Source organism: Pseudomonas sp. TAA207, assembly GCF_001529285.1.
GTDB lineage: Bacteria > Pseudomonadota > Gammaproteobacteria > Pseudomonadales > Pseudomonadaceae > Aquipseudomonas > Aquipseudomonas weihenstephanensis.
Genome location: NZ_LLWJ01000067.1, coordinates 1 through 24,490, shown reverse-complemented (window position 1 = coordinate 24,490; position 24,490 = coordinate 1). Strand labels below are relative to the sequence as shown.

Here is a 24,490-nt window from a genome sequence, read left to right as displayed (position 1 = left end):
CGTACCCCTTACTTAGCAGCTTTTTTACGAGGCGCTGGTGCTTGTGGCTTCAGCTCTTCTTGGCGACCACCAATTACTTCGCCTTTGAAGATCCAAACCTTTACACCGATCACACCATAAGTGGTGTGAGCTTCGTAGTTGGCATAGTCGATGTCGGCACGCAGGGTGTGCAATGGCACACGACCTTCGCGATACCATTCAGTACGTGCAATTTCAGCACCGCCGAGACGACCGCTCACTTGGATTTTGATGCCTTTGGCACCAATGCGCATAGCGTTCTGTACAGCGCGTTTCATCGCGCGACGGAACATTACACGACGCTCCAGCTGCTGAGCTACGCTCTGCGCAACCAGCATACCGTCAAGTTCCGGCTTGCGGATCTCTTCGATATTGATGTGCACAGGCACACCCATTTGCTTGGTCAGGTCCTGACGCAGTTTCTCAACATCTTCACCTTTCTTCCCGATAACGATACCTGGACGAGCAGTGTGGATGGTGATACGTGCAGTTTGGGCCGGACGATGGATATCGATACGGCTTACGGACGCGCTTTTTAGTTTGTCTTGGAGGTATTCACGCACCTTCAGATCAGCGAACAAATAGTCCGCATAAGTCCGGCCGTCTGCGTACCAGACGGAGGTGTGCTCCTTGACGATTCCCAGGCGAATGCCAATGGGATGTACTTTCTGACCCATCTCTTCGACTCCGTTACTTGTCAGCAACCTTGACAGTGATATGGCAAGACCGCTTGACGATGCGATCAGCGCGGCCTTTGGCACGCGGCATGATGCGCTTCAGCGAACGCCCTTCGTTGACGAAAACGGTGGCGACTTTCAAGTCGTCAACGTCTGCGCCTTCGTTATGCTCGGCGTTGGCTACGGCCGACTCCAGCACTTTCTTGATGATCTCGGCGGCTTTCTTGTTGCTGAAAGCCAACAGGTTGAGCGCTTCGCCCACCTTCTTCCCGCGGATCTGGTCGGCGACCAAGCGGGCTTTCTGGGCGGAGATTCGAGCGCCCGACAACTTAGCGGCTACTTCCATCGTTCCTTACCCCTTAACGCTTGGCTTTCTTGTCTGCCACGTGCCCACGATAAGTGCGGGTACCGGCAAACTCGCCTAGTTTATGGCCAACCATGTCTTCGTTCACAAGAACTGGGACATGAAGACGACCGTTATGCACAGCGATGGTCAGACCGACCATTTGCGGCAGGATCATCGAACGACGCGACCAGGTTTTCACCGGTTTGCGATCATTCTTTTCCGCCGCCACTTCGATCTTCTTCAGTAGGTGAAGATCAATAAAAGGACCTTTTTTCAGAGAACGTGGCACTGTCGTATCCCTCTATTTACTTGCGACGACGGACGATCATTTTGTCGGTACGCTTATTACCACGAGTCTTCGCGCCCTTAGTCGGGAAGCCCCATGGCGATACCGGATGACGACCACCAGAGGTACGACCTTCACCACCACCATGTGGGTGGTCAACCGGGTTCATGGCAACACCACGAACGGTTGGGCGAACGCCACGCCAGCGTTTGGCACCAGCTTTACCCAGCGAACGCAGGCTGTGCTCGGAGTTCGAGACTTCGCCCAACGTCGCACGGCATTCAGCCAATACTTTACGCATTTCACCGGAACGCAGACGCAGGGTCACGTAGACACCATCACGAGCGACCAGCTGAGCCGAAGCACCAGCGGAACGAGCGATCTGTGCGCCTTTGCCCGGCTTCAATTCGATGCCGTGTACGGTGCTACCAACTGGAATGCTGCGCAGTTGCAGCTGGTTACCTGGCTTGATCGGAGCCAAAGCACCCGAAATCAGCTGGTCGCCAGCGCTCACGCCTTTAGGGGCGATGATGTAACGGCGTTCGCCGTCTGCGTACAACATAAGAGCAATGTGAGCAGTACGGTTTGGATCGTATTCGATACGCTCAACAGTGGCTGGGATGCCATCTTTGTCGTTGCGACGGAAGTCGACCATACGGTAATGCTGCTTATGACCACCACCAATGTGACGCGTGGTAATACGGCCATTATTGTTACGACCACCAGACTTCGATTTTTTCTCGAGCAGCGGTGCGTGAGGAGCGCCTTTATGCAGCTCCTGGTTGACCACCTTGACCACATGACGGCGGCCAGGGGAAGTCGGTTTGCATTTAACGATTGCCATGATGCACCCCTTCCTTACTCAGCACTGCTGCTGAAATCGAGATCTTGGCCTGGCTGAAGGGAGATTACTGCCTTCTTCCAGTCATTACGCTTGCCCACGCCGCGAGCGGTGCGCTTGCTCTTACCCAGAACATTCAGGGTAGTAACACGCTCAACTTTCACGCTGAACAGGCTTTCGACGGCCTTCTTGATTTCCAGCTTGGTTGCATCAGTAGCAACCTTGAAAACGAACTGGCCTTTCTTGTCTGCCAGAACCGTAGCCTTCTCGGAAACGTGCGGGCCAAGCAGAACTTTAAATACGCGTTCCTGGTTCATCCCAGCAGCTCCTCGAATTTCTTCACGGCCGACACGGTGATCAACACCTTGTCGTATGCGATCAGACTAACTGGATCGGAGCCTTGCACGTCACGAACATCAACGTGTGGCAGGTTACGAGCAGCCAGGTACAGGTTCTGATCAACAACTTCAGACACGATCAGGACATCAGTCAGACCCATGCCATTCAGTTTGTTCAGCAGATCTTTGGTTTTCGGCGCTTCAACAGCGAAGTCCTGAACCACAACCAGACGATCAGTACGCACCAGCTCAGCAAGGATGGAGCGCATTGCTGCGCGGTACATCTTCTTGTTCAGCTTCTGAGAGTGATCCTGTGGGCGAGCTGCGAAAGTGGTACCACCGCCACGCCAGATAGGGCTACGGATAGTACCGGCACGAGCACGGCCAGTACCTTTCTGACGCCAAGGGCGCTTACCGCCACCACGAACGTCGGAACGGGTCTTTTGCTGCTTGCTACCTTGACGGCCGCCGGCCATGTAGGCCACGACTGCTTGGTGAACCAGCGTCTCATTGAACTCGCCGCCGAACGTCAGTTCGGAAACTTCGATCGCCTGAGCGTCATTTACATTTAATTGCATGTCAGCTTCCCCTTAACCGCGAGCCTTGGCCGCTGGACGTACAACCAGGTTGCCGCCAGTAGCGCCAGGAACAGCACCCTTGACCAACAACAGATTGCGTTCAGCGTCGACGCGCACTACTTCGAGGGACTGCACGGTCACGCGCTCAGCGCCCATATGACCGGACATTTTTTTGCCCTTGAATACACGACCAGGAGTCTGGCACTGGCCAATAGAGCCCGGGACGCGGTGGGAAACGGAGTTACCGTGAGTGTTATCTTGGCCACGGAAATTCCAACGCTTGATCGTACCCTGGAAGCCTTTACCTTTGGACTGACCGGTCACATCGACCATCTGACCTGCGGTGAAGATTTCAGCGTTGATCAGATCGCCTGCCTGGTACTCGCCTTCTTCAAGACGGAATTCCATTACGGTACGACCGGCTGCAACGTTTGCTTTAGCGAAGTGACCCGCCTGAGCAGCAGTTACACGCGAAGCGCGACGCTCGCCGACAGTGACTTGCACTGCACGATAGCCATCGGTTTCTTCAGTTTTGAACTGGGTGACGCGATTCGGCTCGATCTCAATGACCGTGACCGGAATGGAGACACCTTCTTCGGTGAAAATACGGGTCATACCGCATTTACGACCGACTACACCAATAGTCATGTTGTAAACCTCATGAGTGTACGGGGCTTTCACCCGCTATGGCCGCCCATTTCAGAGCGTTACACGACTAAGACCCAAGTCTTAGCCGAGGCTGATCTGTACTTCCACACCGGCCGCCAGATCTAGCTTCATAAGAGCGTCAACGGTTTTATCCGTTGGCTGGACGATGTCCAGTACGCGCTTATGAGTACGGATCTCGTACTGGTCACGCGCGTCTTTGTTAACGTGCGGAGAGACCAGAACGGTGAACCGCTCTTTACGAGTAGGCAGTGGAATTGGACCACGAACCTGAGCACCAGTACGTTTCGCGGTTTCCACGATTTCCTGGGTTGATTGGTCGATCAGGCGATGGTCAAAAGCCTTCAACCTGATACGGATTTGCTGATTTTGCATTGGATTTCAGACTCCGATTGCTATTCCCACCGAGCGCAATACGCCCGTTAAAAGGAGGCGCAATTCTATAGACGGCCCAACAGGGTGTCAACTCAATAAAAAAAGCCCCCGCTGAGCGGGGGCCTTTTTAAGCGATCATCGATTACTCGATGATTTTGGCTACAACGCCAGCGCCTACAGTACGACCGCCTTCACGGATTGCGAAACGCAGACCGTCTTCCATTGCGATAGTTTTGATCAGGGTGACAACCATTTTGATGTTGTCGCCTGGCATTACCATCTCAACGCCTTCCGGCAGTTCGCAGTTACCAGTTACGTCAGTTGTACGGAAGTAGAACTGAGGACGGTAGCCTTTGAAGAACGGAGTGTGACGACCGCCTTCTTCCTTGCTCAAAACATAAACTTCTGCTTCGAACTTGGTGTGCGGCTTAACCGAACCTGGCTTAACCAGAACCTGGCCACGCTCAACGTCGTCACGCTTGGTGCCACGCAACAGAACGCCGCAGTTCTCGCCTGCACGACCTTCGTCAAGCAGCTTGCGGAACATTTCAACGCCGGTGCAAGTGGTAACAGTCGTGTCACGCAGACCAACGATTTCCAGCGGATCTTGAACGCGAACGATACCGCGCTCGATACGACCAGTCACAACAGTACCGCGACCAGAGATCGAGAATACGTCTTCGATTGGCATCAGGAACGGCTTGTCGATTACGCGAACCGGATCTGGAATGTAGGTATCCAGAGTTTCAACCAGCTTACGAACGGCAGTGGTGCCCATTTCGTTGTCGTCTTTGCCTTCCAGCGCCATACGAGCCGAACCGATGATGATCGGAGTGTCGTCGCCCGGGAAGTCGTAAGTCGACAGCAGGTCACGAACTTCCATCTCAACCAGTTCCAGCAGCTCAGCGTCGTCTACCAGGTCAGCCTTGTTCAGGAAGACCACGATGTACGGAACGCCAACCTGACGGGACAGCAGGATGTGCTCACGGGTTTGTGGCATCGGACCATCAGCGGCCGAACAAACCAGGATAGCGCCGTCCATCTGGGCAGCACCGGTGATCATGTTCTTCACATAGTCAGCGTGACCTGGGCAGTCAACGTGAGCGTAGTGACGAATGTGCGAGTTGTATTCAACGTGCGCAGTGTTGATGGTGATACCACGAGCTTTTTCTTCTGGCGCGCTGTCGATTTTATCGAAGTCAACGATTGCAGAACCGAAAACTTCGGAGCAAACACGAGTCAGAGCTGCAGTCAGCGTGGTTTTACCATGGTCAACGTGACCGATAGTGCCAACGTTGACGTGCGGTAGGGAACGATCAAATTTTTCTTTAGCCACGACAATTAACTCCTTGCCTAAAGGACTGAACTAAATCAGCCTTGTTTTTTAGTAACAGCTTCGACGATGTGCGACGGCGCTGTATCGTATTTTTTGAATTCCATAGAGTAGCTTGCGCGACCCTGAGACATGGAACGAACGTCGGTCGCATAACCGAACATTTCACCCAACGGCACTTCAGCACGAATTACTTTGCCGGAGACCGTATCTTCCATACCCTGGATCATGCCGCGACGACGATTCAAGTCGCCCATCACGTCACCCATATAGTCTTCAGGTGTAACAACCTCTACCGCCATGATCGGCTCAAGCAACTCACCGCCACCTTTGGAGGCCAATTGCTTGGTAGCCATGGAAGCAGCCACCTTAAACGCCATCTCGTTGGAGTCGACGTCGTGGTAAGAACCATCAAACACGGTAGCCTTCAGGCCGATCAGCGGATAACCGGCAACAACACCGTTCTTCATCTGCTCTTCGATACCCTTCTGGATAGCCGGGATGTATTCCTTAGGAACCACACCACCTACCACTTCGTTCACGAATTGCAGACCTTCCTGACCTTCGTCAGCAGGAGCAAAACGGATCCAGCAGTGACCAAACTGGCCACGACCGCCGGACTGGCGAACGAACTTGCCTTCGATCTCACAGCTCTTCGTGATGCGCTCACGATACGAAACCTGAGGCTTACCGATGTTAGCTTCGACGTTGAACTCACGGCGCATCCGGTCAACCAGGATGTCCAAGTGCAGCTCGCCCATGCCAGAAATGATCGTTTGACCAGTTTCTTCATCAGTTTTTACGCGGAAAGATGGATCTTCCTGAGCAAGTTTGCCCAGAGCGACACCCATTTTTTCCTGGTCATCCTTGGTCTTCGGCTCAACGGCAACCGAAATAACCGGCTCCGGGAAGTCCATACGAACCAGAATGATTGGCTTGTCAGCGTTGCACAAAGTCTCACCCGTGGTGACGTCCTTCATGCCGATCAAGGCCGCGATGTCACCAGCGCGTACTTCCTTGATTTCTTCACGGGCGTTTGCGTGCATTTGCACCATACGACCCACACGCTCTTTCTTGCCTTTAACCGAGTTGATTACACCGTCACCGGAGTTCAACACGCCCGAGTAAACTCGAACAAAAGTCAAAGTACCCACGAATGGGTCAGTCGCGATCTTGAACGCCAATGCCGAGAACGGCTCGTTGTCGTCTGCATGACGCTCCAGCTCGATAGTCTCGTCATCCGGGTCAGTACCCTTGATGGCAGGAATATCGGTTGGCGCAGGCAAGAAGTCGATAACGGCGTCGAGAACCAGGGGAACACCCTTGTTCTTGAAGGAAGAACCGCAAACAGCCAAGACGATCTCACCAGCGATAGTACGCTGACGCAGAGCCGCCTTGATTTCTTCGATGGTAAATTCTTCACCTTCGAGGTACTTGTTCATCAGCTCTTCATTGGCTTCGGCAGCAGCCTGGACCATGTTGTCGCGCCATTCGTCAGCCAGTTCCTGCAGTTCAGCAGGGATAGGCTTACGAACAGGAACCATACCTTTATCAGCATCGTTCCAGTACACAGCTTCCATGTTGATCAGATCAATCTGACCCTGGAAGTTGTCTTCAGAACCGATAGCGAGCTGGATAGGCACCGGAGTGTGACCCAGACGCTTTTTGATCTGCTCGATCACACGCAGGAAGTTTGCACCTGCACGGTCCATCTTGTTTACGTAAACAAGACGTGGAACACCGTATTTGTTGGCTTGACGCCATACGGTTTCCGACTGAGGCTCAACACCCGACGTGCCGCAGAAAACAACAACTGCACCATCGAGTACACGCAGGGAACGCTCAACTTCAATAGTGAAGTCTACGTGACCCGGAGTATCGATTACGTTGAAGCGGTGCTCGTCCTTGTACTGCTTGGCAGAACCTTTCCAGAAGGCGGTAATAGCAGCAGAAGTAATGGTAATACCACGCTCCTGCTCCTGAACCATCCAGTCTGTGGTCGCGGCGCCATCATGCACCTCGCCCATTTTGTGACTTTTGCCAGTGTAAAAAAGGACGCGCTCGGTGGTGGTGGTTTTACCAGCATCCACGTGAGCAACGATACCGATGTTACGGTAGCGATTAATCGGAGTAGTACGAGCCATAAAGCCCTCGCAAAATGAGTAGCGCTGAAATTAGAAGCGGTAGTGCGAGAAAGCCTTGTTAGCTTCAGCCATACGGTGCACGTCTTCACGCTTCTTAACTGCTGCGCCCTTGCCTTCGGCAGCATCCAACAGTTCGCCAGCCAAGCGCAGAGCCATAGACTTCTCGCCGCGCTTGCGGGCGAAGTCTACCAACCAGCGCATTGCCAGGGCGTTACGACGGGACGGGCGAACTTCGACCGGAACCTGGTAAGTAGCACCGCCTACACGGCGCGACTTCACTTCGACCAGCGGAGCGATGGCGTCGAGAGCTTTCTCGAAGATTTCCAGGGGATCGCTGTTCTTGCGTTCTTTAACCTTTTCCAGCGCGCCATAAACGATACGCTCGGCAACGGCTTTTTTGCCGCTTTCCATCACGTGGTTCATGAACTTCGCCAGGATTTGGCTTCCGTATTTTGGATCGTCAAGCACATCGCGCTTGGCTGCTACGCGTCTTCTTGGCATGGATAAGCCCTCAAACGGTCTTCAGGTTAGCTCGGAACCATTACACCCAGTGGATGCACGCCCGACCTTACTCTTATCGACTCAGAAAAAAAGAAATCTGCATTATTTACCAGCAACCGAATACTACTTCGGCTTCTTGGTACCGTACTTCGAACGACCTTGGTTACGACCTTTAACGCCGGAAGTATCCAAAGAGCCGCGAACGGTGTGATAACGAACACCTGGCAAGTCTTTTACACGACCGCCACGAATCAGTACCACGCTGTGCTCTTGCAGGTTGTGACCTTCACCACCGATGTACGAGGAAACCTCGAAACCGTTGGTCAGGCGCACACGGCATACTTTACGCAGTGCCGAGTTAGGTTTTTTCGGCGTAGTTGTATACACACGGGTGCATACGCCACGACGTTGCGGGCAGTTTTGCAGCGCAGGCACGTCGGATTTCTCGACGATACGCTTACGCGGCTGACGTACCAGCTGGTTGATAGTTGCCATCTACTAGCTCCACTGTTGTCTTGCGACGCTATTGTCTTGCAAGAAAAGCAAAATGGCAGGAACGAATTCCCGCCAAATTTAGGGGTACAAGAGTCTAAAGAGGATCTTGTCCCCAGTCAAGGCAAGGCCCCGACCTTACGCCACATCAAACCGAGGTTAATGACCTCGGTTCGATGAACGGAAGAGCCGGGGCCTACCTTCATTTACCGCAGAACTCAGTTACCGCTCGAGTTCAGCGCTTCGGTCAGTGCAGCTTCCACTTCACTGGCGCTCACGCGCAACGGTTTGTCAGCTTCACGACGACGCTTGCGCTCGCTGTGGTATGCCAAACCGGTACCTGCCGGGATCAATCGACCCACGACAACGTTTTCTTTCAGGCCACGCAGATAATCGCGCTTGCCGGTTACCGCTGCTTCGGTCAGTACTCGTGTGGTCTCTTGGAAAGAGGCTGCAGAGATGAACGACTCAGTCGACAACGATGCCTTGGTGATACCCAGCAGAACGCGAGTGAACTTGGATACGAATTTGTCTTCGCCACCCAAACGCTCGTTCTCGGTCAATACCTGAGTCAACTCCATCTGGTCGCCCTTGATGAAGGTGGAATCACCCGACTCGGCAATCTCAACTTTACGCAGCATCTGACGCAGAATGGTCTCGATGTGCTTATCGTTGATTTTTACGCCTTGCAGACGGTAAACGTCCTGGATCTCGTTAACGATGTACTTGGCCAACGCACTCACACCCAGCAGACGCAGGATGTCATGTGGATCGCTAGGACCGTCGGAGATAACTTCGCCGCGGTTCACTTGCTCGCCTTCGAAGACGTTCAGGTGACGCCACTTTGGAATCAGCTCTTCGTACGGATCAGTACCGTCGTTCGGGGTAATAACCAGACGGCGCTTGCCTTTGGTTTCTTTACCGAACGCGATGGTGCCGCTGACTTCAGCCAAAATAGAGGCTTCTTTCGGACGACGCGCTTCGAACAAGTCAGCAACGCGTGGCAGACCACCGGTGATGTCTCGAGTTTTCGAAGTTTCTTGCGGAATACGAGCGATAACGTCACCGATCGCGATTTCCGCACCATCCGCTACACCGACCAAGGCGTTGGCTGGCAAGAAGTACTGAGCCGGTACGTCAGTACCTGGCAACAGCAGATCTTTACCATCGACACCCACCATCTTGACGGCTGGACGAATGTCTTTGCCGGCAGCTGGACGGTCTTTGGCATCAAGCACTTCGATGTTGGTCATACCGGTCAATTCGTCAGTCTGACGCTTGATCGTGATGCCTTCTTCCATGCCTACGTAGGTCACAGTACCTTTCATTTCGGTAACGATTGGGTGAGTGTGCGGATCCCACTTGGCTACGATAGAGCCAGCGTCAACCTTGTCACCTTCTTTAACCGAAATCACGGCACCGTACGGCAGCTTGTAACGCTCACGCTCACGACCGAAGTCATCAGCGATGGCCAGCTCACCGGAACGGGACACAGCAACCAGGCAACCGTCTACGCGCTCAACATGCTTCAGGTTATGCAGACGGACAGTACCGCCATTTTTGACCTGGACGCTGTCAGCAGCAGAGGTCCGGCTTGCCGCACCACCGATGTGGAACGTACGCATTGTCAGCTGTGTACCCGGCTCACCAATCGACTGAGCAGCGATTACGCCGACAGCTTCACCGATGTTCACCTGGTGACCACGAGCCAAGTCACGGCCGTAGCACTTGGCACAGATACCGAAGCGCGTTTCACAGCTGATTGGCGAGCGCACGATCACTTCATCGATGCTGTTCAGCTCGATGAACTCAACCCACTTCTCGTCTACCAGAGTGCCCGCAGGAACGATAACTTCTTCGGTGCCCGGCTTGAATACGTCACGGGCGATAACTCGACCCAGAACGCGCTCACCCAACGGCTCCACAACGTCGCCGCCTTCGATGTGCGGAGTCATCAGCAGACCGTGTTCGGTACCGCAGTCAACCTCAGTCACAACCAAGTCTTGAGCTACGTCTACCAGACGACGCGTCAGGTAACCGGAGTTAGCCGTTTTCAAGGCCGTATCCGCAAGACCCTTACGAGCACCGTGAGTGGAGATGAAGTACTGAAGTACGCTCAAACCTTCACGGAAGTTCGCAGTAATTGGCGTTTCGATGATGGAGCCGTCCGGCTTGGCCATCAGACCACGCATACCGGCCAGCTGACGGATCTGCGCAGCAGAACCTCGAGCACCGGAGTCGGCCATCATGTACATCGAGTTGAACGACTCTTGCTCAACTTCAACGCCGTGACGATCGATAACCTTCTCTTTCGAGAGGTTGGACATCATTGCCTTGGAGACTTCGTCGTTCGCTTTCGACCAAAGGTCGATTACTTTGTTGTACTTCTCGCCCTGGGTTACCAGGCCGGAGGCGTACTGACTTTCGATTTCTTTCACTTCATCGGTTGCAGCCGCGATGATGCGCGCTTTTTCATCCGGGATAACGAAGTCGTTAACACCGATGGAAACGCCAGAAATGGTCGAGTAAGCAAAACCTGTGTACATCAACTGGTCGGCGAAGATCACAGTCTCTTTCAAACCAACCACGCGGTAGCACTGGTTGATCAGTTTGGAGATCGCTTTTTTCTTCATCGGCAAGTTGACGACGTCGTACGACAGACCTTTTGGCACAACCTGGAACAACAGCGCACGGCCGACAGTGGTGTCGACGATACGGGTGTTGCTCACGCTGCCGCCATCACGGTCATTGACGGTTTCGCTGATGCGAACCTTAACCTTGGCATGCAGTGCGGCTTCGCCTGCACGGAATACACGGTCAACTTCTTGCAAGTCAGCGAACACACGACCTTCGCCTTTGGCGTTGATCGCTTCACGCGTCATGTAGTACAGACCCAATACAACGTCCTGCGACGGAACGATGATTGGCTCACCGTTGGCTGGCGACAGAATGTTGTTGGTCGACATCATCAACGCACGCGCTTCCAGCTGGGCTTCCAGTGTCAGCGGTACGTGCACGGCCATTTGGTCACCGTCGAAGTCGGCGTTGTACGCAGCACAGACCAGCGGGTGCAGCTGGATAGCCTTACCTTCGATCAGTACCGGTTCAAACGCCTGGATACCCAGACGGTGAAGGGTCGGTGCACGGTTGAGAAGTACCGGGTGTTCGCGAATAACCTCAGCGAGAACGTCCCAAACCTCTGGCAGCTCGCGCTCAACCATCTTCTTGGCTGCTTTGATGGTAGTCGCCAGACCACGCATTTCCAGCTTGCCGAAAATGAACGGTTTGAATAGCTCGAGAGCCATTTTTTTCGGCAGACCGCACTGGTGCAGACGCAGGGTCGGACCTACGGTAATTACCGAACGACCCGAGTAGTCAACACGCTTACCGAGCAAGTTCTGACGGAAACGACCTTGCTTACCCTTGATCATGTCAGCCAAGGATTTCAGAGGACGCTTGTTGGAACCAGTAATAGCGCGACCACGACGGCCGTTGTCGAGCAAGGCGTCGACCGCTTCTTGCAACATACGCTTTTCGTTACGCACGATGATGTCCGGAGCGGACAGATCAAGCAGGCGCTTCAAGCGGTTGTTACGGTTGATCACTCGACGATACAGATCGTTGAGGTCGGAAGTCGCGAAGCGACCACCATCCAGCGGCACCAAAGGACGCAGATCTGGTGGCAGAACCGGCAGAACGGTCAGCACCATCCACTCAGGAAGGTTGCCGGAACCCAGGAAGGCTTCCATCAACTTCAGGCGCTTGGACAGCTTCTTGATTTTGGTTTCGGAGTTGGTTTGCGGAATTTCTTCGCGCAGACGGCCAATCTCGTGTTCCAGGTCGATAGCGTGCAGCAGTTCACGAACAGCTTCAGCACCCATGCGGGCATCGAAGTCGTCGCCGAACTCTTCCAGCGCTTCAAAATACTGCTCATCGTTCAGCAGCTGACCTTTTTCCAGAGTGGTCATGCCCGGATCGATAACGACATAGCTCTCGAAGTAGAGAACGCGTTCGATATCACGCAGGGTCATGTCCATCAACAAGCCGATACGGGACGGCAGCGATTTCAGGAACCAGATGTGAGCCACTGGCGAAGCCAGCTCGATGTGAGCCATGCGCTCGCGACGGACCTTGGCCAGTGCAACTTCAACGCCACACTTCTCACAGATCACACCGCGGTGCTTCAAGCGCTTGTACTTACCGCACAGGCACTCGTAATCCTTGACCGGGCCAAAGATTTTGGCGCAGAACAGGCCGTCACGTTCAGGTTTGAACGTACGGTAGTTAATGGTTTCCGGCTTTTTAACTTCACCGAACGACCACGAACGGATCATCTCAGGCGATGCCAATCCAATACGGATGGCGTCGAACTCTTCGACTTGACCCTGGTTTTTCAGCAAATTCAGTAGGTCTTTCAAGGCCTTTCCTCCTGGCGGAGCAGAGAGCGGGCATCACAGCCCCGCTCTCGATTCGCGTCACGTGTTATTCGGTTTCCAGATCGATATCGATGCCGAGGGAACGAATTTCTTTGATCAACACGTTGAAGGACTCGGGCATGCCCGGCTCCATACGGTGATCGCCGTCCACGATGTTTTTGTACATCTTGGTACGACCGTTCACATCGTCCGACTTCACTGTGAGCATTTCTTGCAGAGTGTATGCCGCGCCGTAGGCTTCCAGCGCCCAGACCTCCATCTCCCCGAAACGCTGACCACCGAACTGTGCCTTACCACCCAGCGGCTGCTGGGTAACCAGGCTGTAAGAACCGGTAGAACGAGCGTGCATCTTGTCGTCCACCAAGTGGTTCAGCTTCAGCATGTACATGTAGCCAACGGTAACCGGACGCTCGAACTTGTTGCCGGTACGACCATCTGTCAGCACCATCTGGCCGCTGTCCGGCAAGTCTGCCAGACGTAGCATTGCCTTGATTTCGCTTTCTTTTGCACCGTCAAACACCGGGGTGGCCATCGGCACACCGCCACGAAGGTTCTTCGCCAGATCCAGGATTTCCTGATCGGAGAAGTCATCCAGGCTTTCTTGACGACCGCCAATTTCGTTGTAGATCTCATGCAAGAACTTACGCAGGTCAGCGACCTTGCGTTGCTCTTCAATCATGAGGTTGATCTTCTCGCCCAAACCTTTGGCAGCGAGGCCCAGGTGAGTTTCGAGAATCTGACCAACGTTCATACGCGAAGGTACGCCCAACGGGTTGAGAACAACATCGACCGGGGTGCCATTGGCATCGTACGGCATGTCTTCAACCGGCATGATCACGGAGACCACACCTTTGTTACCGTGACGACCAGCCATCTTGTCACCCGGCTGGATGCGACGACGGATTGCCAGGTAAACCTTGACGATTTTCAGCACGCCTGGAGCCAGGTCATCGCCTTGCTGCAGTTTGCGCTTCTTGTCTTCGAACTTGTCGTCCAGCAGACGACGGCGATCGATGATGTAAGCCTGAGCCTTTTCAAGCTGCTCGTTCAGAGCATCTTCAGCCATGCGCAGTTTGAACCACTGACCATGCTCAAGACCGTCCAGGATTTCATGGGTGATTTCCTGACCTTTCTTCAGACCAGCTCCACCTTCGGCAATACGGCCAACCAGTGCAGAGCGCAGACGTTCGAAAGTGGCGCCTTCAACGATACGGAACTCTTCGTTCAAATCCTTGCGGATCTCGTCCAGCTGGGTTTTCTCGATCGACAGGGCACGAGCATCACGCTCTACGCCGTCACGAGTGAAAACCTGAACGTCAATTACCGTGCCTTTGGTACCGGTAGGTACACGCAGGGAAGTGTCTTTAACGTCGCTGGCTTTTTCACCGAAGATTGCACGCAACAGCTTCTCTTCTGGTGTCAGCTGGGTCTCGCCTTTCGGAGTGACCTTACCCACCAGAATGTCGCCAGCGCCAACTTCAGCACCTACGTAAACAATACCGGCTTCGTCCAGTTTGTTCAGTGCAGCTTCACCCACGTTAGGGATGTCCGCAGTGATCTCTTCAGGCCCAAGCTTGGTGTCACGCGCCACACAGGTCAGTTCCTGAATGTGGATCGTGGTAAAGCGATCTTCTTGAACAACGCGTTCCGACAAGCAGATGGAGTCTTCGAAGTTGTAACCGTTCCAGGCCATGAACGCGATGCGCATGTTCTGACCCAATGCCAGTTCACCCATATCGGTGGACGGGCCGTCGGCCATGATGTCGCTACGCTGAACACGATCACCCTTGCGAACCAGCGGACGCTGGTTGATGCACGTGTTCTGGTTGGATCGGGTGTATTTGGTCAGGTTGTAGATGTCGACACCGGCTTCGCCAGTCTCAACTTCGTCATCAGCAACACGAACCACGATACGGCTTGCATCAACAGAGTCGATTACGCCGCCACGACGAGCCACGACGCAAACGCCGGAGTCACGAGCTACGTTACGCTCCATGCCGGTACCTACCAGCGGCTTGTCAGCGCGCAGGGTCGGTACAGCTTGACGCTGCATGTTGGAACCCATCAACGCACGGTTGGCGTCATCGTGCTCCAGGAACGGGATCAGCGACGCTGCAACCGACACTACCTGCTTGGGCGATACGTCCATCAAGGTGACGTCTTCCGGCGCCTTAACGGTGAATTCGTTCAAGTGGCGGACAGCTACCAATTCGTCGACCAGCACTTTCTTGTCGTTCATCGTGGCCGAAGCCTGAGCGATCACGTGATCAGCTTCTTCGATGGCGGACAGGAAAACGATCTCGTCGGTCACCAAAGCGTCTTTCACCACGCGGTACGGGCTCTCAAGGAAGCCGTACTGGTTGGTGCGCGCATAGGCAGCCAAGGAGTTGATCAGACCGATGTTCGGACCTTCCGGAGTCTCAATAGGGCAAACACGGCCGTAGTGAGTCGGGTGTACGTCACGAACTTCAAAGCCGGCACGCTCACGCGTCAAACCGCCCGGGCCCAGTGCAGAAACACGGCGCTTGTGGGTGATCTCGGACAGCGGGTTGTTCTGGTCCATGAACTGGGAAAGCTGGCTGGAACCGAAGAACTCTTTCACCGCGGCAGCGACTGGCTTCGCGTTGATCAGGTCTTGCGGCATCAGGCCTTCGCTTTCAGCCATCGACAGACGCTCTTTGACCGCACGCTCAACACGTACCAAGCCAACGCGGAACTGGTTTTCAGCCATTTCGCCTACACAGCGAACACGACGGTTACCCAGGTGGTCGATGTCATCGACGATGCCTTTACCGTTACGGATGTCGACCAAAGTCTTCAGTACCGCGACGATATCTTCTTTGCACAACACACCCGAACCTTCGATTTCGGTACGACCGATACGACGGTTGAACTTCATCCGGCCGACCGCAGACAGGTCATAACGCTCAGGACTGAAGAACAGGTTGTTGAACAAGGTTTCGGCAGCGTCTTTGGTTGGCGGCTCGCCGGGACGCATCATGCGATAGATCTCGACCAGGGCTTCCAATTGGTTGCTGGTGGAGTCGATCTTCAGAGTGTCGGAGACGAACGGACCGCAGTCGATATCGTTGGTGTACAACGTTTCAATACGAACAACCTGGCTCTTGGCAATTTTAGCCAGAATCTCAGTGGTCAGTTCGGTGTTGCACTCAGCAATGATTTCGCCAGTTGCCGGATGCACGATAGCCTTGGCCGTTGTGCGACCCAGGACGTAGTCCAGAGGCATAACGAGCTCTTTGATACCGGCTTTTTCCAGCTGGTTGATGTGACGAGCAGTAATACGACGACCCTGCTCAACAATCACCTTGCCTTTGTCATCGGTAATATCGATGGCCGCAATTTCACCGCGCAGGCGCTGAGGAACCAGCTCCAGGCTGATGCTTTCACCTTGAACGTGGAAAACGTTGGTGGTGTAAAACGCGTCCAGCACTTGCTCAGTGGTGTAGCCCAGCGCACGCAGCAATACCGATGCAGGCAGCTTGCGACGACGGTCAATACGCACGAACACGCAGTCTTTAGGGTCGAATTCGAAATCCAACCAAGAACCGCGGTACGGGATGATGCGAGCGGAATAAAGCAGTTTACCGGAGCTGTGCGTCTTGCCGCGGTCGTGGTCAAAGAACACGCCCGGGGAACGGTGCAGTTGGGAAACAATTACACGCTCAGTACCGTTGATTACAAAGGTACCGTTTTCAGTCATCAGGGGGATTTCACCCATGTAGACTTCTTGCTCTTTGATGTCCTTGATTGCTTTATTCGACGATTCTTTGTCGAAAATAATCAAGCGAACTTTTACCCGCAAAGGTACGGCGTACGTTACACCGCGCAACACGCATTCTTTGACATCAAACGCCGGTTCGCCCAAGCGATAACCGACATACTCCAGCGCAGCATTGCCGGAGTAGCTGATGATCGGGAAAACGGATTTGAAGGCCGCATGCAGGCCCACGTCGCGGAACTGATCTTTAGTCGCTCCCGCCTGCAAGAATTCACGATACGAATCCAGCTGGATTGCCAAGAGATACGGCACATCCATGACGTCCGGCAACTTGCTAAAGTCCTTGCGGATACGTTTTTTCTCAGTATATGAGTAAGCCATCAGCGTTCCCCAGCTTGGTCACCTGCTTGTTTGGCCTCTCCCGACGGGAGCAGCCAGAAAATCGTGCAAACCCCTTGGTTTGCTCCACCGCACAGGGTGGTTACAGCACGTTAGAGACGCCGACCCAGTCGGCAGCCAATAACGGAAAAAGGCCGGTGGCATGAGCCACCAGCCATCAGCCTCAGCTTAACGCCTGGGCTGGATACGCAAGGTCGATGCTTATTTCAGCTCGACTTTAGCGCCTGCTTCTTCCAAGGTAGCCTTGGCTTTGTCAGCTGCGTCTTTAGCAACAGCTTCCAATACCATAGCTGGAGCGCCGTCAACTACTGCCTTGGCTTCTTTCAAGCCCAGACCAGTCAGCTCACGAACAGCCTTGATCACGTTAACTTTCTTCTCGCCAGCTTCCAGCAGCATGACGTTGAATTCAGTTTGCTCTTCAACAACAGCGGCAGCAGCAGCTGGACCAGCAGAAGCAGCGGCAGCCGAAACGCCGAATTTTTCTTCGAAAGCTTTGATCAGCTCAACAACCTGCAGAACCGACATTTCAGCTACGGCGTTGAGGATATCGTCTTGGGAGATAGACATTGCTGTATTTCCTGAATTGGGGGACGGCCTACGCGGCCATCGAAATAAACAAAAATACGCGAGAGAAAATGCTCAGCCTTAGGCTGCAGCAGCTTCTTTTTGCTCGCGAACTGCAGCCAGAGTACGAGCCAGCTTGCTGGTAGCGCCTTGAATCACGCTCATCAGCTGCGAAATAGCTTCGTTACGGGTCGGCAGTGTTGCCAGTACGTCGATTTGGTTAGCTGCGAGGAACTTGCCCTCGAACGCAGCTGCCTTAATCTCGAACTTATCCTGACCCTTAGCGAACTCTTTGAACAAACGGGCAGCAGCGCCAGGATGTTCGTTGGAGAATGCAATCAAGGTCGGGCCAGTGAACACGTCGTTGAGAACACTGTAGTCAGTGTCAGCAACTGCGCGCTTGAGCAGAGTGTTACGTACAACACGTACGTAAACGCCTGCTTCACGAGCCTCTTTACGGAGTCCGGTCATAGCGCTTACTGTCACACCGCGGGCATCAGCCACAACAGCAGACAGGGCAACTTTGGCAGCCTCGTTGACTTCAGCGACGATGGCCTTCTTGTCTTCGAGTTTAATTGCCACGGGTTTAACTCCTGCTTGTTACCGTTTCATTCAGCCGAGGCTGAATGTCGTTTTGGTGTCTGATTCGGTAAGGAACCGGGAGCACCATCTGCGTAGGCTTGAGGTTTAAGGCTTTCACCGCCTACGGTCTTGGATAGCCCCCGCCAGGCAGGGACCCCAATCTTTCAACTGGCACATTTAACTGCGCCAACTTTGTCTTACGCGTCCAGAGAACCTTGGTCGATGACCAAGCCTGGGCCCATAGTGGTGCTCAGGGTAACGCGCTTAACGTAAATACCTTTCGAGGAAGCAGGCTTGATACGCTTCAGATCAGCGATCAGGGCTTCAACGTTTTCCTTCAGCTGGACAGCATCAAAGCCGACCTTGCCAACGGAAGTGTGGATGATACCGTTTTTGTCGGTGCGATAACGAACCTGACCAGCTTTGGCGTTTTTAACCGCGGTAGCAACGTCTGGAGTTACAGTACCAACCTTAGGGTTAGGCATCAGACCACGTGGACCCAGGATTTGACCCAACTGACCTACAACACGCATTGCGTCCGGGGATGCAATTACTACGTCATAGTTCAGGTCGCCGCCTTTCATTTCGGCAGCCAGATCGTCCATACCAACGCGATCAGCGCCGGCCGCCAGAGCAGCTTCAGCAGCCGGACCCTGTGTGAACACAGCTACACGTACAGTCTTACCAGTGCCGTGTGGCAGCACAGTCGCGCTACGAACAACCTGGTCAGATTTACGCGGGTCTACGCCCAAGTTAACAGCGATGTCAAAAGACTCACTGAACTTAACAGTCGACAGCTCAGCCAGAAGAGCGGCAGCGTCTACAAAGTTGTAGGACTTGCCAGCTTCGATTTTACCGGCGATTGCCTTTTGACGCTTAGTCAGCTTAGCCATTACACACCCTCCACGTTAAGGCCCATGCTACGAGCAGAGCCGGCGATGGTACGCACGGCTGCATCCAGATCAGCTGCAGTCAGATCCGCGTTTTTGGTTTTCGCGATTTCTTCCAGCTGAGCACGGGTAACAGTGCCAACCTTAACGGTGTTTGGACGAGCGGAACCGCTAGTCAAACCAGCCGCTTTCTTCAGCAGAACCGAAGCAGGAGTCGACTTAGTTTCGAATGTGAAGCTACGGTCGCTGTATACAGTGATGATCACTGGAGTCGGCAGACCTGGCTCAATACCCTGAGTACGGGCGTTGAAAGCCTTGCAGAATTCCATGATGTTCACACCGTGCTGACCCAGAGCCGGACCAACAGGTGGGCTTGGGTTAGCCTGAGCGGCCTTCACTTGCAGCTTGATGTAAGCGGTAATTTTCTTGGCCATGAGGCACTCCAATTACGGGTTCAGACGCCTAAATTAAAAGGCTCCCCGGTTACTTGCGTGTTTATCCCAGTGACGACAAAACCCCACAGCCTAAGCCATGGGGTTGGGATGCGTATTCAGCTAGACCTTTTCGACCTGGCTAAACTCTAGCTCCACCGGAGTGGAACGACCGAAAATGAGCACAGCCACTTGGATGCGACTCTTTTCGTAGTTAACTTCTTCTACCGTGCCATTGAAATCAGCAAACGGGCCGTCGGTCACACGAACAACCTCACCCGGCTCGAACAGTGTTTTCGGCTTAGGCTTATCACTGCCATCAGCAACACGTCGCAGAATCGCTTCTGCTTCTTTGTCTGTGATCGGTGCTGGCTTGTCAGCGGTGCCACCAATAAAGCCCATGACACGAGGGGTATCCTTGACCAAGTGCCAAGTACCTTCGTTCATGTCCATTTGGACCAACACATAACCAGGGAAGAACTTGCGCTCACTTTTGCGTTTCTGGCCATTACGCATTTCAACCACTTCTTCAGTGGGAACCAGAATTTCGCCGAAGCCTTCTTCCATGCCTGCCAGCTTAATACGCTCAATCAAAGAGCGCATAACATGCTTTTCGTAACCCGAATAAGCATGCACTACGTACCAACGCTTAGCCACGGGACACCCTTAGCCAACAATCAAGGAAACGAGCCAGCCGAGCAGGGAATCCAAACCCCACAACAGCAACGCCATAACAAGAACAACAGCCACCACGATCAACGTAGTCTGCGTAGTTTCTTGGCGAGTTGGCCATACGACTTTACGAATTTCAGCACGAGCTTCCTTTACCAGGACAGCAAACGACTTGCCTTTTGCAGTCTGCAAACCCACATAGGCAGCAACAGCAGCAATCACAAGAAGTGCGATGACGCGATACAGGATCGGCGAACCAGAATAATACTGATTCCCAACAACGCCAACCACCACAAGCGCAACCACTACTAGCCACTTGAGGAGATCGAAGCGAGAGCCTTGAACTTCAGCCTTGGGAGTCATCAAAGAGGATCCTGTGAAAAGAAAGCCAGATGCATTGTACGAATCTGGCAGGTCAGGAGGGAATCGAACCCCCAACCTACGGTTTTGGAGACCGTCGCTCTGCCAATTGAGCTACTGACCTAAAACATTATCGAGCCGCCGATTATGCCGACCCGAGAGAGACTTTTCAACAAACAATGCGAATACTTTTGCAATCAGATCATGAGACAACCTGAAAACCTTGCTAGCAGCAGAATGCGTGCCACCCACAAAAGCAATCACCAACCAGAGCAGCAGACCCAACCAACAGCCCACCAGCAAACACTCCAGGCAAGCTATTCAGCCCGCTAAAACAAAGGCAGATATTTTCATATCTGCCTTGTTATATGGAGCTCTTGAGCGGATTTGAACCGCTGACCTCACCCTTACCAAGGGTGTGCTCTACCAACTGAGCTACAAGAGCAAAACCTTCTCTAAACCAGCATGTTATGGAGCGGGTGGCGGGAATCGAACCCGCATCATCAGCTTGGAAGGCTGAGGTTCTACCACTAAACTACACCCGCAAAACATGCTGACCGATATAAATATGGTGGAGGGGGAAGGATTCGAACCTTCGAAGTCGTAGACGTCAGATTTACAGTCTGATCCCTTTGGCCGCTCGGGAACCCCTCCTGAGCTGGTCGAAATTCTACATCATTTCAACCTTATGTCAACCGCTTTTGTTAAGTAAATCATCAACTTAGGCGACTTACACACTTCACATCAAAAACCCTTTTAGGTGTTCACTGTGGAGCGGGCGCCATTCTATGCAAACTATCCGGCAGCTGCAACCCCCCGCAGTCCTTTTTTTCGTATTTGAAGTCATTGAATTCATTAGCAAGATTCTGCAAAAGAACTTCAGGCTTTTTTTCATCCCCTTGCGCGCTGATCTTGAATAGATAGCTTGGCGCGCCCGCACCTCCATCAACGGTTAATTCGCTTGCAACATCTGTCTCTGCGAGCCTCTGGCGAATGATACTCAGCGAAGCTCCATCGATTGGAAGAGTCAGGTGGAAGCACGTGCTTAGCGGCGCAACGACCTCCCCTCCTGGCGCTATGGGACGGACCTCCTTAAGCAATTGAATATCTTGTTTGCTGCCTTTGTACAGCGCCAGAGAGGCGACCTCCTTAACCCTAGGAGGCGCCTCTTGCTGACGCCACACATAGTAGAAAATATTGAGCACCACTAGCAGTAGGAACAGCCAACGCATAGAAACCTCAAGACAAAGGACAAGCTGTAGCCAAGCCGACAAAAACAAGATCTTTTACCAGGTGCGCCTGGGGTAGTGCAGACATCACCAAATCCGCATCCCCACCAGTAAGGAATACCTCGAATTCCTCCCCCCAATATTCATGGGCCAATTGGAGTTGAGTCTGGACAAATCCGCGAAGCATCAGTAAGCATCCCCTCTCGACCGCCTCAACAGTAGTACGACCTGGAGTGCTGCTCAGCAAAGCCTGCTCGGCAGAATGATCGTCATACTTTATCCGTCGCGTATGTGTACGCAGCTGATCTCGCATCAGCGGGAGACCAGGGCAAATAAACCCACCCAGATGCCGTCCATTCGCCGCAACAAAATCTGCGGTCACTGCCGTACCTAGGTCCAAAATCAAACACGCACCTTTGGACAGCTCAAACGCGCCCACCACTGCCAGCCAGCGATCTAGCCCTAGACGCTCGAAGTCCTCATAACCATTCGTGACACCTGCCACGGCCCGGACAGGGCTTGCGCACATCACGGCAACAGAAAATTCAGCTCTCAGCACAGCAACCAAACACGCAGTTTCCTCATCACTGCGCACGCTAACCATACGGCAATGAGTAATCTTTAGATCATGATTATCTGACACGGCGGCTATCAATTCAGTTGCTGAGTCAGCTATACCCGAACCTAAGACTGCCTCGCGATCCAAGACCCGCCACTTGATAAAACTATTGCCACAATCCATTTCAAGAATCATTACGCAACCTCAAGCTCAGCTCACCGCCGCTGAACACTTTCTCCTGACCTTCCACGCTCAAGCGCAATGCGCCCTGCGGATCTATACCGATGACCGTTCCATTTACCTGGTTCACACCGGCAATTAGTGAAACCTCACGCCCAGCCCACAGGTGATTTGACTCCCACTCAGCCTGAACGGCAGAAAAACCTAGCTTAGCGTGACGCTCAAGATACATCTGCAAGGTCTCACTCAGCGTCAAAATAACGAGATTACGATTCACCTCCTTGCCCGTCTCCAATCGCATTGATGTCCACGCTTGGTCAACCTCGTTTGTCGCCTTCATATTTACGTTGATACCAATACCGATGACCACATGACACACATCCGCTGGATCACCCACCAACTCCAACAAAATACCCGCGATCTTTTTATTACCGACCAACAAATCGTTTGGCCACTTAAGCCCCACACTTGAACAGTCATAACTTCGCAAAACACTCATTACAGCCAGGCCTACAACTAAACTCAACCCTTCCAGTTGATGCATGCCTCCGTCCATCCTAAGCACCAAGCTGTAGTAAATATTTTGAGCAAAAGGACTAACCCACTTGCGACCGCGTCGCCCACGACCTGCACTTTGTTGCTCAGCCACGACAACAAAAGGCGCCGCCCTCCCCGCAGAAACCCCACGCAATGCCTCTGCGTTGGTGGAGTCCAGTGACTCAAATATCGATATAGGATAGTGAGAATCCGCCAATGTCCCTTGATCTATAAGCTCAAGCGGTGCAGCCAATTTATAGCCACGACCACGAACTTTATGAATAGGCAGGTTCAATTCGACCTCTAACTTCTGGAGCTGCTTCCATACGGCACTGCGACTGATACCTAGCGCGGCACCTAGAGCTTGTCCAGAATGAAAACGACCATCTTTAAGGAGCTTCAACAACGTCAGCATGCACGTATCGCCTCGCAATCAGGTACGCATGATAACGACGGACAACGTCACTGCATAGAAAAGCGCTGGATTGCACTATCCAAGATTTGGTGGCGCCGTACCGATCCCGATGCAGCCAATGCTTGAAATTAGGAAACTGTAGCGCCATCGATGCCTAGGTATTAGTTACATAACGTGGGAGCACCTGGGTCTCCATATACGCTGAAGACAACGCAAATATTCAGCAATTTGGATCAAGAATATTTTTGAGCGCACAAACAAAATCCCCATCTGCGTGAGCAGACAGGGATTCTGGAATTTAATCTTGACGATGACCTACTCTCACATGGGGAAACCCCACACTACCATCGGCGATGCATCGTTTCACTACTGAGTTCGGGATGGGATCAGGTGGTTCCAATGCTCTATGGTCGTCAAGAAATTCGGGTACTGAGTCGTAGCCAGTTGGCTTCGCTTCAGCAAATTGGGTATGTGATAGCTTTCGGTGTTTTGTGAGTATTTCGAACTTTCGGTTCGTTTCGTCTTCACACACCGCAATCTGATGCTCTTTCGAGTAGTCAAATTGCTTGGGTGTTATATGGTCAAGCCTCACGGGCAATTAGTATTGGTTAGCTCAACGCCTCACAGCGCTTACACACCCAACCTATCAACGTCGTAGTCTTCGACGGCCCTTTAGGGAACTCAAGGTTCCAGTGAGATCTCATCTTGAGGCAAGTTTCCCGCTTAGATGCTTTCAGCGGTTATCTTTCCCGAACATAGCTACCCGGCAATGCCACTGGCGTGACAACCGGAACACCAGAGGTTCGTCCACTCCGGTCCTCTCGTACTAGGAGCAGCCCCTCTCAAATCTCAAACGTCCACGGCAGATAGGGACCGAACTGTCTCACGACGTTCTAAACCCA

23 protein-coding genes, 4 tRNA genes and 2 rRNA genes are annotated in these 24,490 nt (G+C 53.2%); all 29 read right to left on the bottom strand.

Annotation, left to right across the window (positions count from 1 at the left end):
* Positions 1–8: 8 nt before the first annotated feature.
* Positions 9–695 (bottom strand): 30S ribosomal protein S3, encoded by a 687-nt coding sequence (gene rpsC, locus AP059_RS13415; RefSeq protein WP_003176422.1) that lies wholly within the window; start codon positions 693–695, stop codon positions 9–11.
* Positions 696–708: 13 nt separating this feature from the next.
* Positions 709–1,041, bottom strand: a complete 333-nt coding sequence (gene rplV, locus AP059_RS13410) for a 50S ribosomal protein L22 (protein ID WP_003444373.1) — start codon at positions 1,039–1,041, stop codon at positions 709–711.
* A gap of 13 nt (positions 1,042–1,054) precedes the next feature.
* Positions 1,055–1,330, bottom strand: coding sequence for a 30S ribosomal protein S19 (rpsS, locus tag AP059_RS13405; RefSeq protein WP_003232420.1), 276 nt, complete (start codon positions 1,328–1,330; stop codon positions 1,055–1,057).
* Positions 1,331–1,346: 16 nt separating this feature from the next.
* Positions 1,347–2,171 carry a 50S ribosomal protein L2 gene (rplB, locus tag AP059_RS13400; protein WP_048401541.1) on the bottom strand — a complete coding sequence of 275 codons (825 nt, stop codon included), beginning with the start codon at positions 2,169–2,171 and terminating at the stop codon, positions 1,347–1,349.
* 14 nt (positions 2,172–2,185) lie between these two features.
* Complete coding sequence (rplW, locus tag AP059_RS13395; protein WP_003444375.1) at positions 2,186–2,485, bottom strand: 50S ribosomal protein L23; 300 nt, start codon at positions 2,483–2,485, stop codon at positions 2,186–2,188.
* The gene (rplD, locus tag AP059_RS13390; RefSeq protein WP_047277894.1) at positions 2,482–3,084 is read right to left on the bottom strand and encodes a 50S ribosomal protein L4; all 603 of its coding nucleotides are present in this window, start codon (positions 3,082–3,084) and stop codon (positions 2,482–2,484) included. Before rplD ends, rplW begins: the two co-directional genes overlap by 4 nt.
* A gap of 12 nt (positions 3,085–3,096) precedes the next feature.
* Positions 3,097–3,732 carry a 50S ribosomal protein L3 gene (gene rplC, locus AP059_RS13385; RefSeq protein ID WP_003444377.1) on the bottom strand — a complete coding sequence of 212 codons (636 nt, stop codon included), beginning with the start codon at positions 3,730–3,732 and terminating at the stop codon, positions 3,097–3,099.
* Between the two features lie 81 nt (positions 3,733–3,813).
* Positions 3,814–4,125, bottom strand: coding sequence for a 30S ribosomal protein S10 (gene rpsJ, locus AP059_RS13380; RefSeq protein ID WP_003186070.1), 312 nt, complete (start codon positions 4,123–4,125; stop codon positions 3,814–3,816).
* Positions 4,126–4,267: 142 nt separating this feature from the next.
* On the bottom strand, positions 4,268–5,461 hold the full coding sequence (gene tuf, locus AP059_RS13375; RefSeq protein ID WP_059763670.1) for an elongation factor Tu: 1,194 nt from the start codon (positions 5,459–5,461) through the stop codon (positions 4,268–4,270).
* Between the two features lie 35 nt (positions 5,462–5,496).
* Positions 5,497–7,602 carry an elongation factor G gene (gene fusA, locus AP059_RS13370; RefSeq protein WP_048362310.1) on the bottom strand — a complete coding sequence of 702 codons (2,106 nt, stop codon included), beginning with the start codon at positions 7,600–7,602 and terminating at the stop codon, positions 5,497–5,499.
* A 30-nt stretch (positions 7,603–7,632) separates the two neighbouring features.
* Positions 7,633–8,103, bottom strand: a complete 471-nt coding sequence (gene rpsG, locus AP059_RS13365; RefSeq protein WP_019824369.1) for a 30S ribosomal protein S7 — start codon at positions 8,101–8,103, stop codon at positions 7,633–7,635.
* Between the two features lie 123 nt (positions 8,104–8,226).
* Positions 8,227–8,598 carry a 30S ribosomal protein S12 gene (gene rpsL / locus AP059_RS13360; RefSeq protein WP_002555494.1) on the bottom strand — a complete coding sequence of 124 codons (372 nt, stop codon included), beginning with the start codon at positions 8,596–8,598 and terminating at the stop codon, positions 8,227–8,229.
* 215 nt (positions 8,599–8,813) lie between these two features.
* Complete coding sequence (gene rpoC / locus AP059_RS13355; protein WP_048362309.1) at positions 8,814–13,013, bottom strand: DNA-directed RNA polymerase subunit beta'; 4,200 nt, start codon at positions 13,011–13,013, stop codon at positions 8,814–8,816.
* 64 nt (positions 13,014–13,077) lie between these two features.
* The gene (rpoB, locus tag AP059_RS13350) at positions 13,078–17,151 is read right to left on the bottom strand and encodes a DNA-directed RNA polymerase subunit beta (protein ID WP_048362308.1); all 4,074 of its coding nucleotides are present in this window, start codon (positions 17,149–17,151) and stop codon (positions 13,078–13,080) included.
* A gap of 219 nt (positions 17,152–17,370) precedes the next feature.
* Positions 17,371–17,736: a 50S ribosomal protein L7/L12 gene (gene rplL, locus AP059_RS13345; RefSeq protein ID WP_019409897.1), complete on the bottom strand. Its 366-nt coding sequence runs from the start codon at positions 17,734–17,736 to the stop codon at positions 17,371–17,373.
* Between the two features lie 78 nt (positions 17,737–17,814).
* The gene (rplJ, locus tag AP059_RS13340) at positions 17,815–18,315 is read right to left on the bottom strand and encodes a 50S ribosomal protein L10 (protein ID WP_048362307.1); all 501 of its coding nucleotides are present in this window, start codon (positions 18,313–18,315) and stop codon (positions 17,815–17,817) included.
* A 197-nt stretch (positions 18,316–18,512) separates the two neighbouring features.
* The gene (gene rplA, locus AP059_RS13335; protein WP_048362306.1) at positions 18,513–19,208 is read right to left on the bottom strand and encodes a 50S ribosomal protein L1; all 696 of its coding nucleotides are present in this window, start codon (positions 19,206–19,208) and stop codon (positions 18,513–18,515) included.
* Complete coding sequence (rplK, locus tag AP059_RS13330; protein ID WP_048362305.1) at positions 19,208–19,639, bottom strand: 50S ribosomal protein L11; 432 nt, start codon at positions 19,637–19,639, stop codon at positions 19,208–19,210. Before rplK ends, rplA begins: the two co-directional genes overlap by 1 nt.
* A 120-nt stretch (positions 19,640–19,759) precedes the next feature.
* Complete coding sequence (gene nusG, locus AP059_RS13325; RefSeq protein WP_048362304.1) at positions 19,760–20,293, bottom strand: transcription termination/antitermination protein NusG; 534 nt, start codon at positions 20,291–20,293, stop codon at positions 19,760–19,762.
* Positions 20,294–20,302: 9 nt separating this feature from the next.
* On the bottom strand, positions 20,303–20,671 hold the full coding sequence (gene secE / locus AP059_RS13320; protein WP_048362303.1) for a preprotein translocase subunit SecE: 369 nt from the start codon (positions 20,669–20,671) through the stop codon (positions 20,303–20,305).
* A 45-nt stretch (positions 20,672–20,716) separates the two neighbouring features.
* Positions 20,717–20,792: transfer RNA gene (locus tag AP059_RS13315), tRNA-Trp, on the bottom strand.
* 245 nt (positions 20,793–21,037) lie between these two features.
* A tRNA-Thr gene (locus AP059_RS13310) sits at positions 21,038–21,113 on the bottom strand.
* A gap of 26 nt (positions 21,114–21,139) precedes the next feature.
* Positions 21,140–21,213 (bottom strand) — tRNA-Gly (locus tag AP059_RS13305).
* Positions 21,214–21,237: 24 nt separating this feature from the next.
* A tRNA-Tyr gene (locus AP059_RS13300) sits at positions 21,238–21,322 on the bottom strand.
* A gap of 110 nt (positions 21,323–21,432) precedes the next feature.
* Positions 21,433–21,900: a hypothetical protein gene (locus AP059_RS13295; RefSeq protein ID WP_059763668.1), complete on the bottom strand. Its 468-nt coding sequence runs from the start codon at positions 21,898–21,900 to the stop codon at positions 21,433–21,435.
* Between the two features lie 7 nt (positions 21,901–21,907).
* Positions 21,908–22,651 carry a pantothenate kinase gene (locus AP059_RS13290; RefSeq protein WP_059763665.1) on the bottom strand — a complete coding sequence of 248 codons (744 nt, stop codon included), beginning with the start codon at positions 22,649–22,651 and terminating at the stop codon, positions 21,908–21,910.
* The gene (birA, locus tag AP059_RS13285) at positions 22,641–23,588 is read right to left on the bottom strand and encodes a bifunctional biotin--[acetyl-CoA-carboxylase] ligase/biotin operon repressor BirA (RefSeq protein WP_059763663.1); all 948 of its coding nucleotides are present in this window, start codon (positions 23,586–23,588) and stop codon (positions 22,641–22,643) included. The genes AP059_RS13290 and birA overlap by 11 nt, the downstream gene beginning before the upstream one ends.
* Before the next feature lie 302 nt (positions 23,589–23,890).
* Positions 23,891–24,006, bottom strand: a 5S ribosomal RNA gene (gene rrf, locus AP059_RS13280).
* 159 nt (positions 24,007–24,165) lie between these two features.
* Positions 24,166–24,490: ribosomal RNA gene (locus tag AP059_RS13275) — 23S ribosomal RNA — on the bottom strand; the annotation flags it as partial.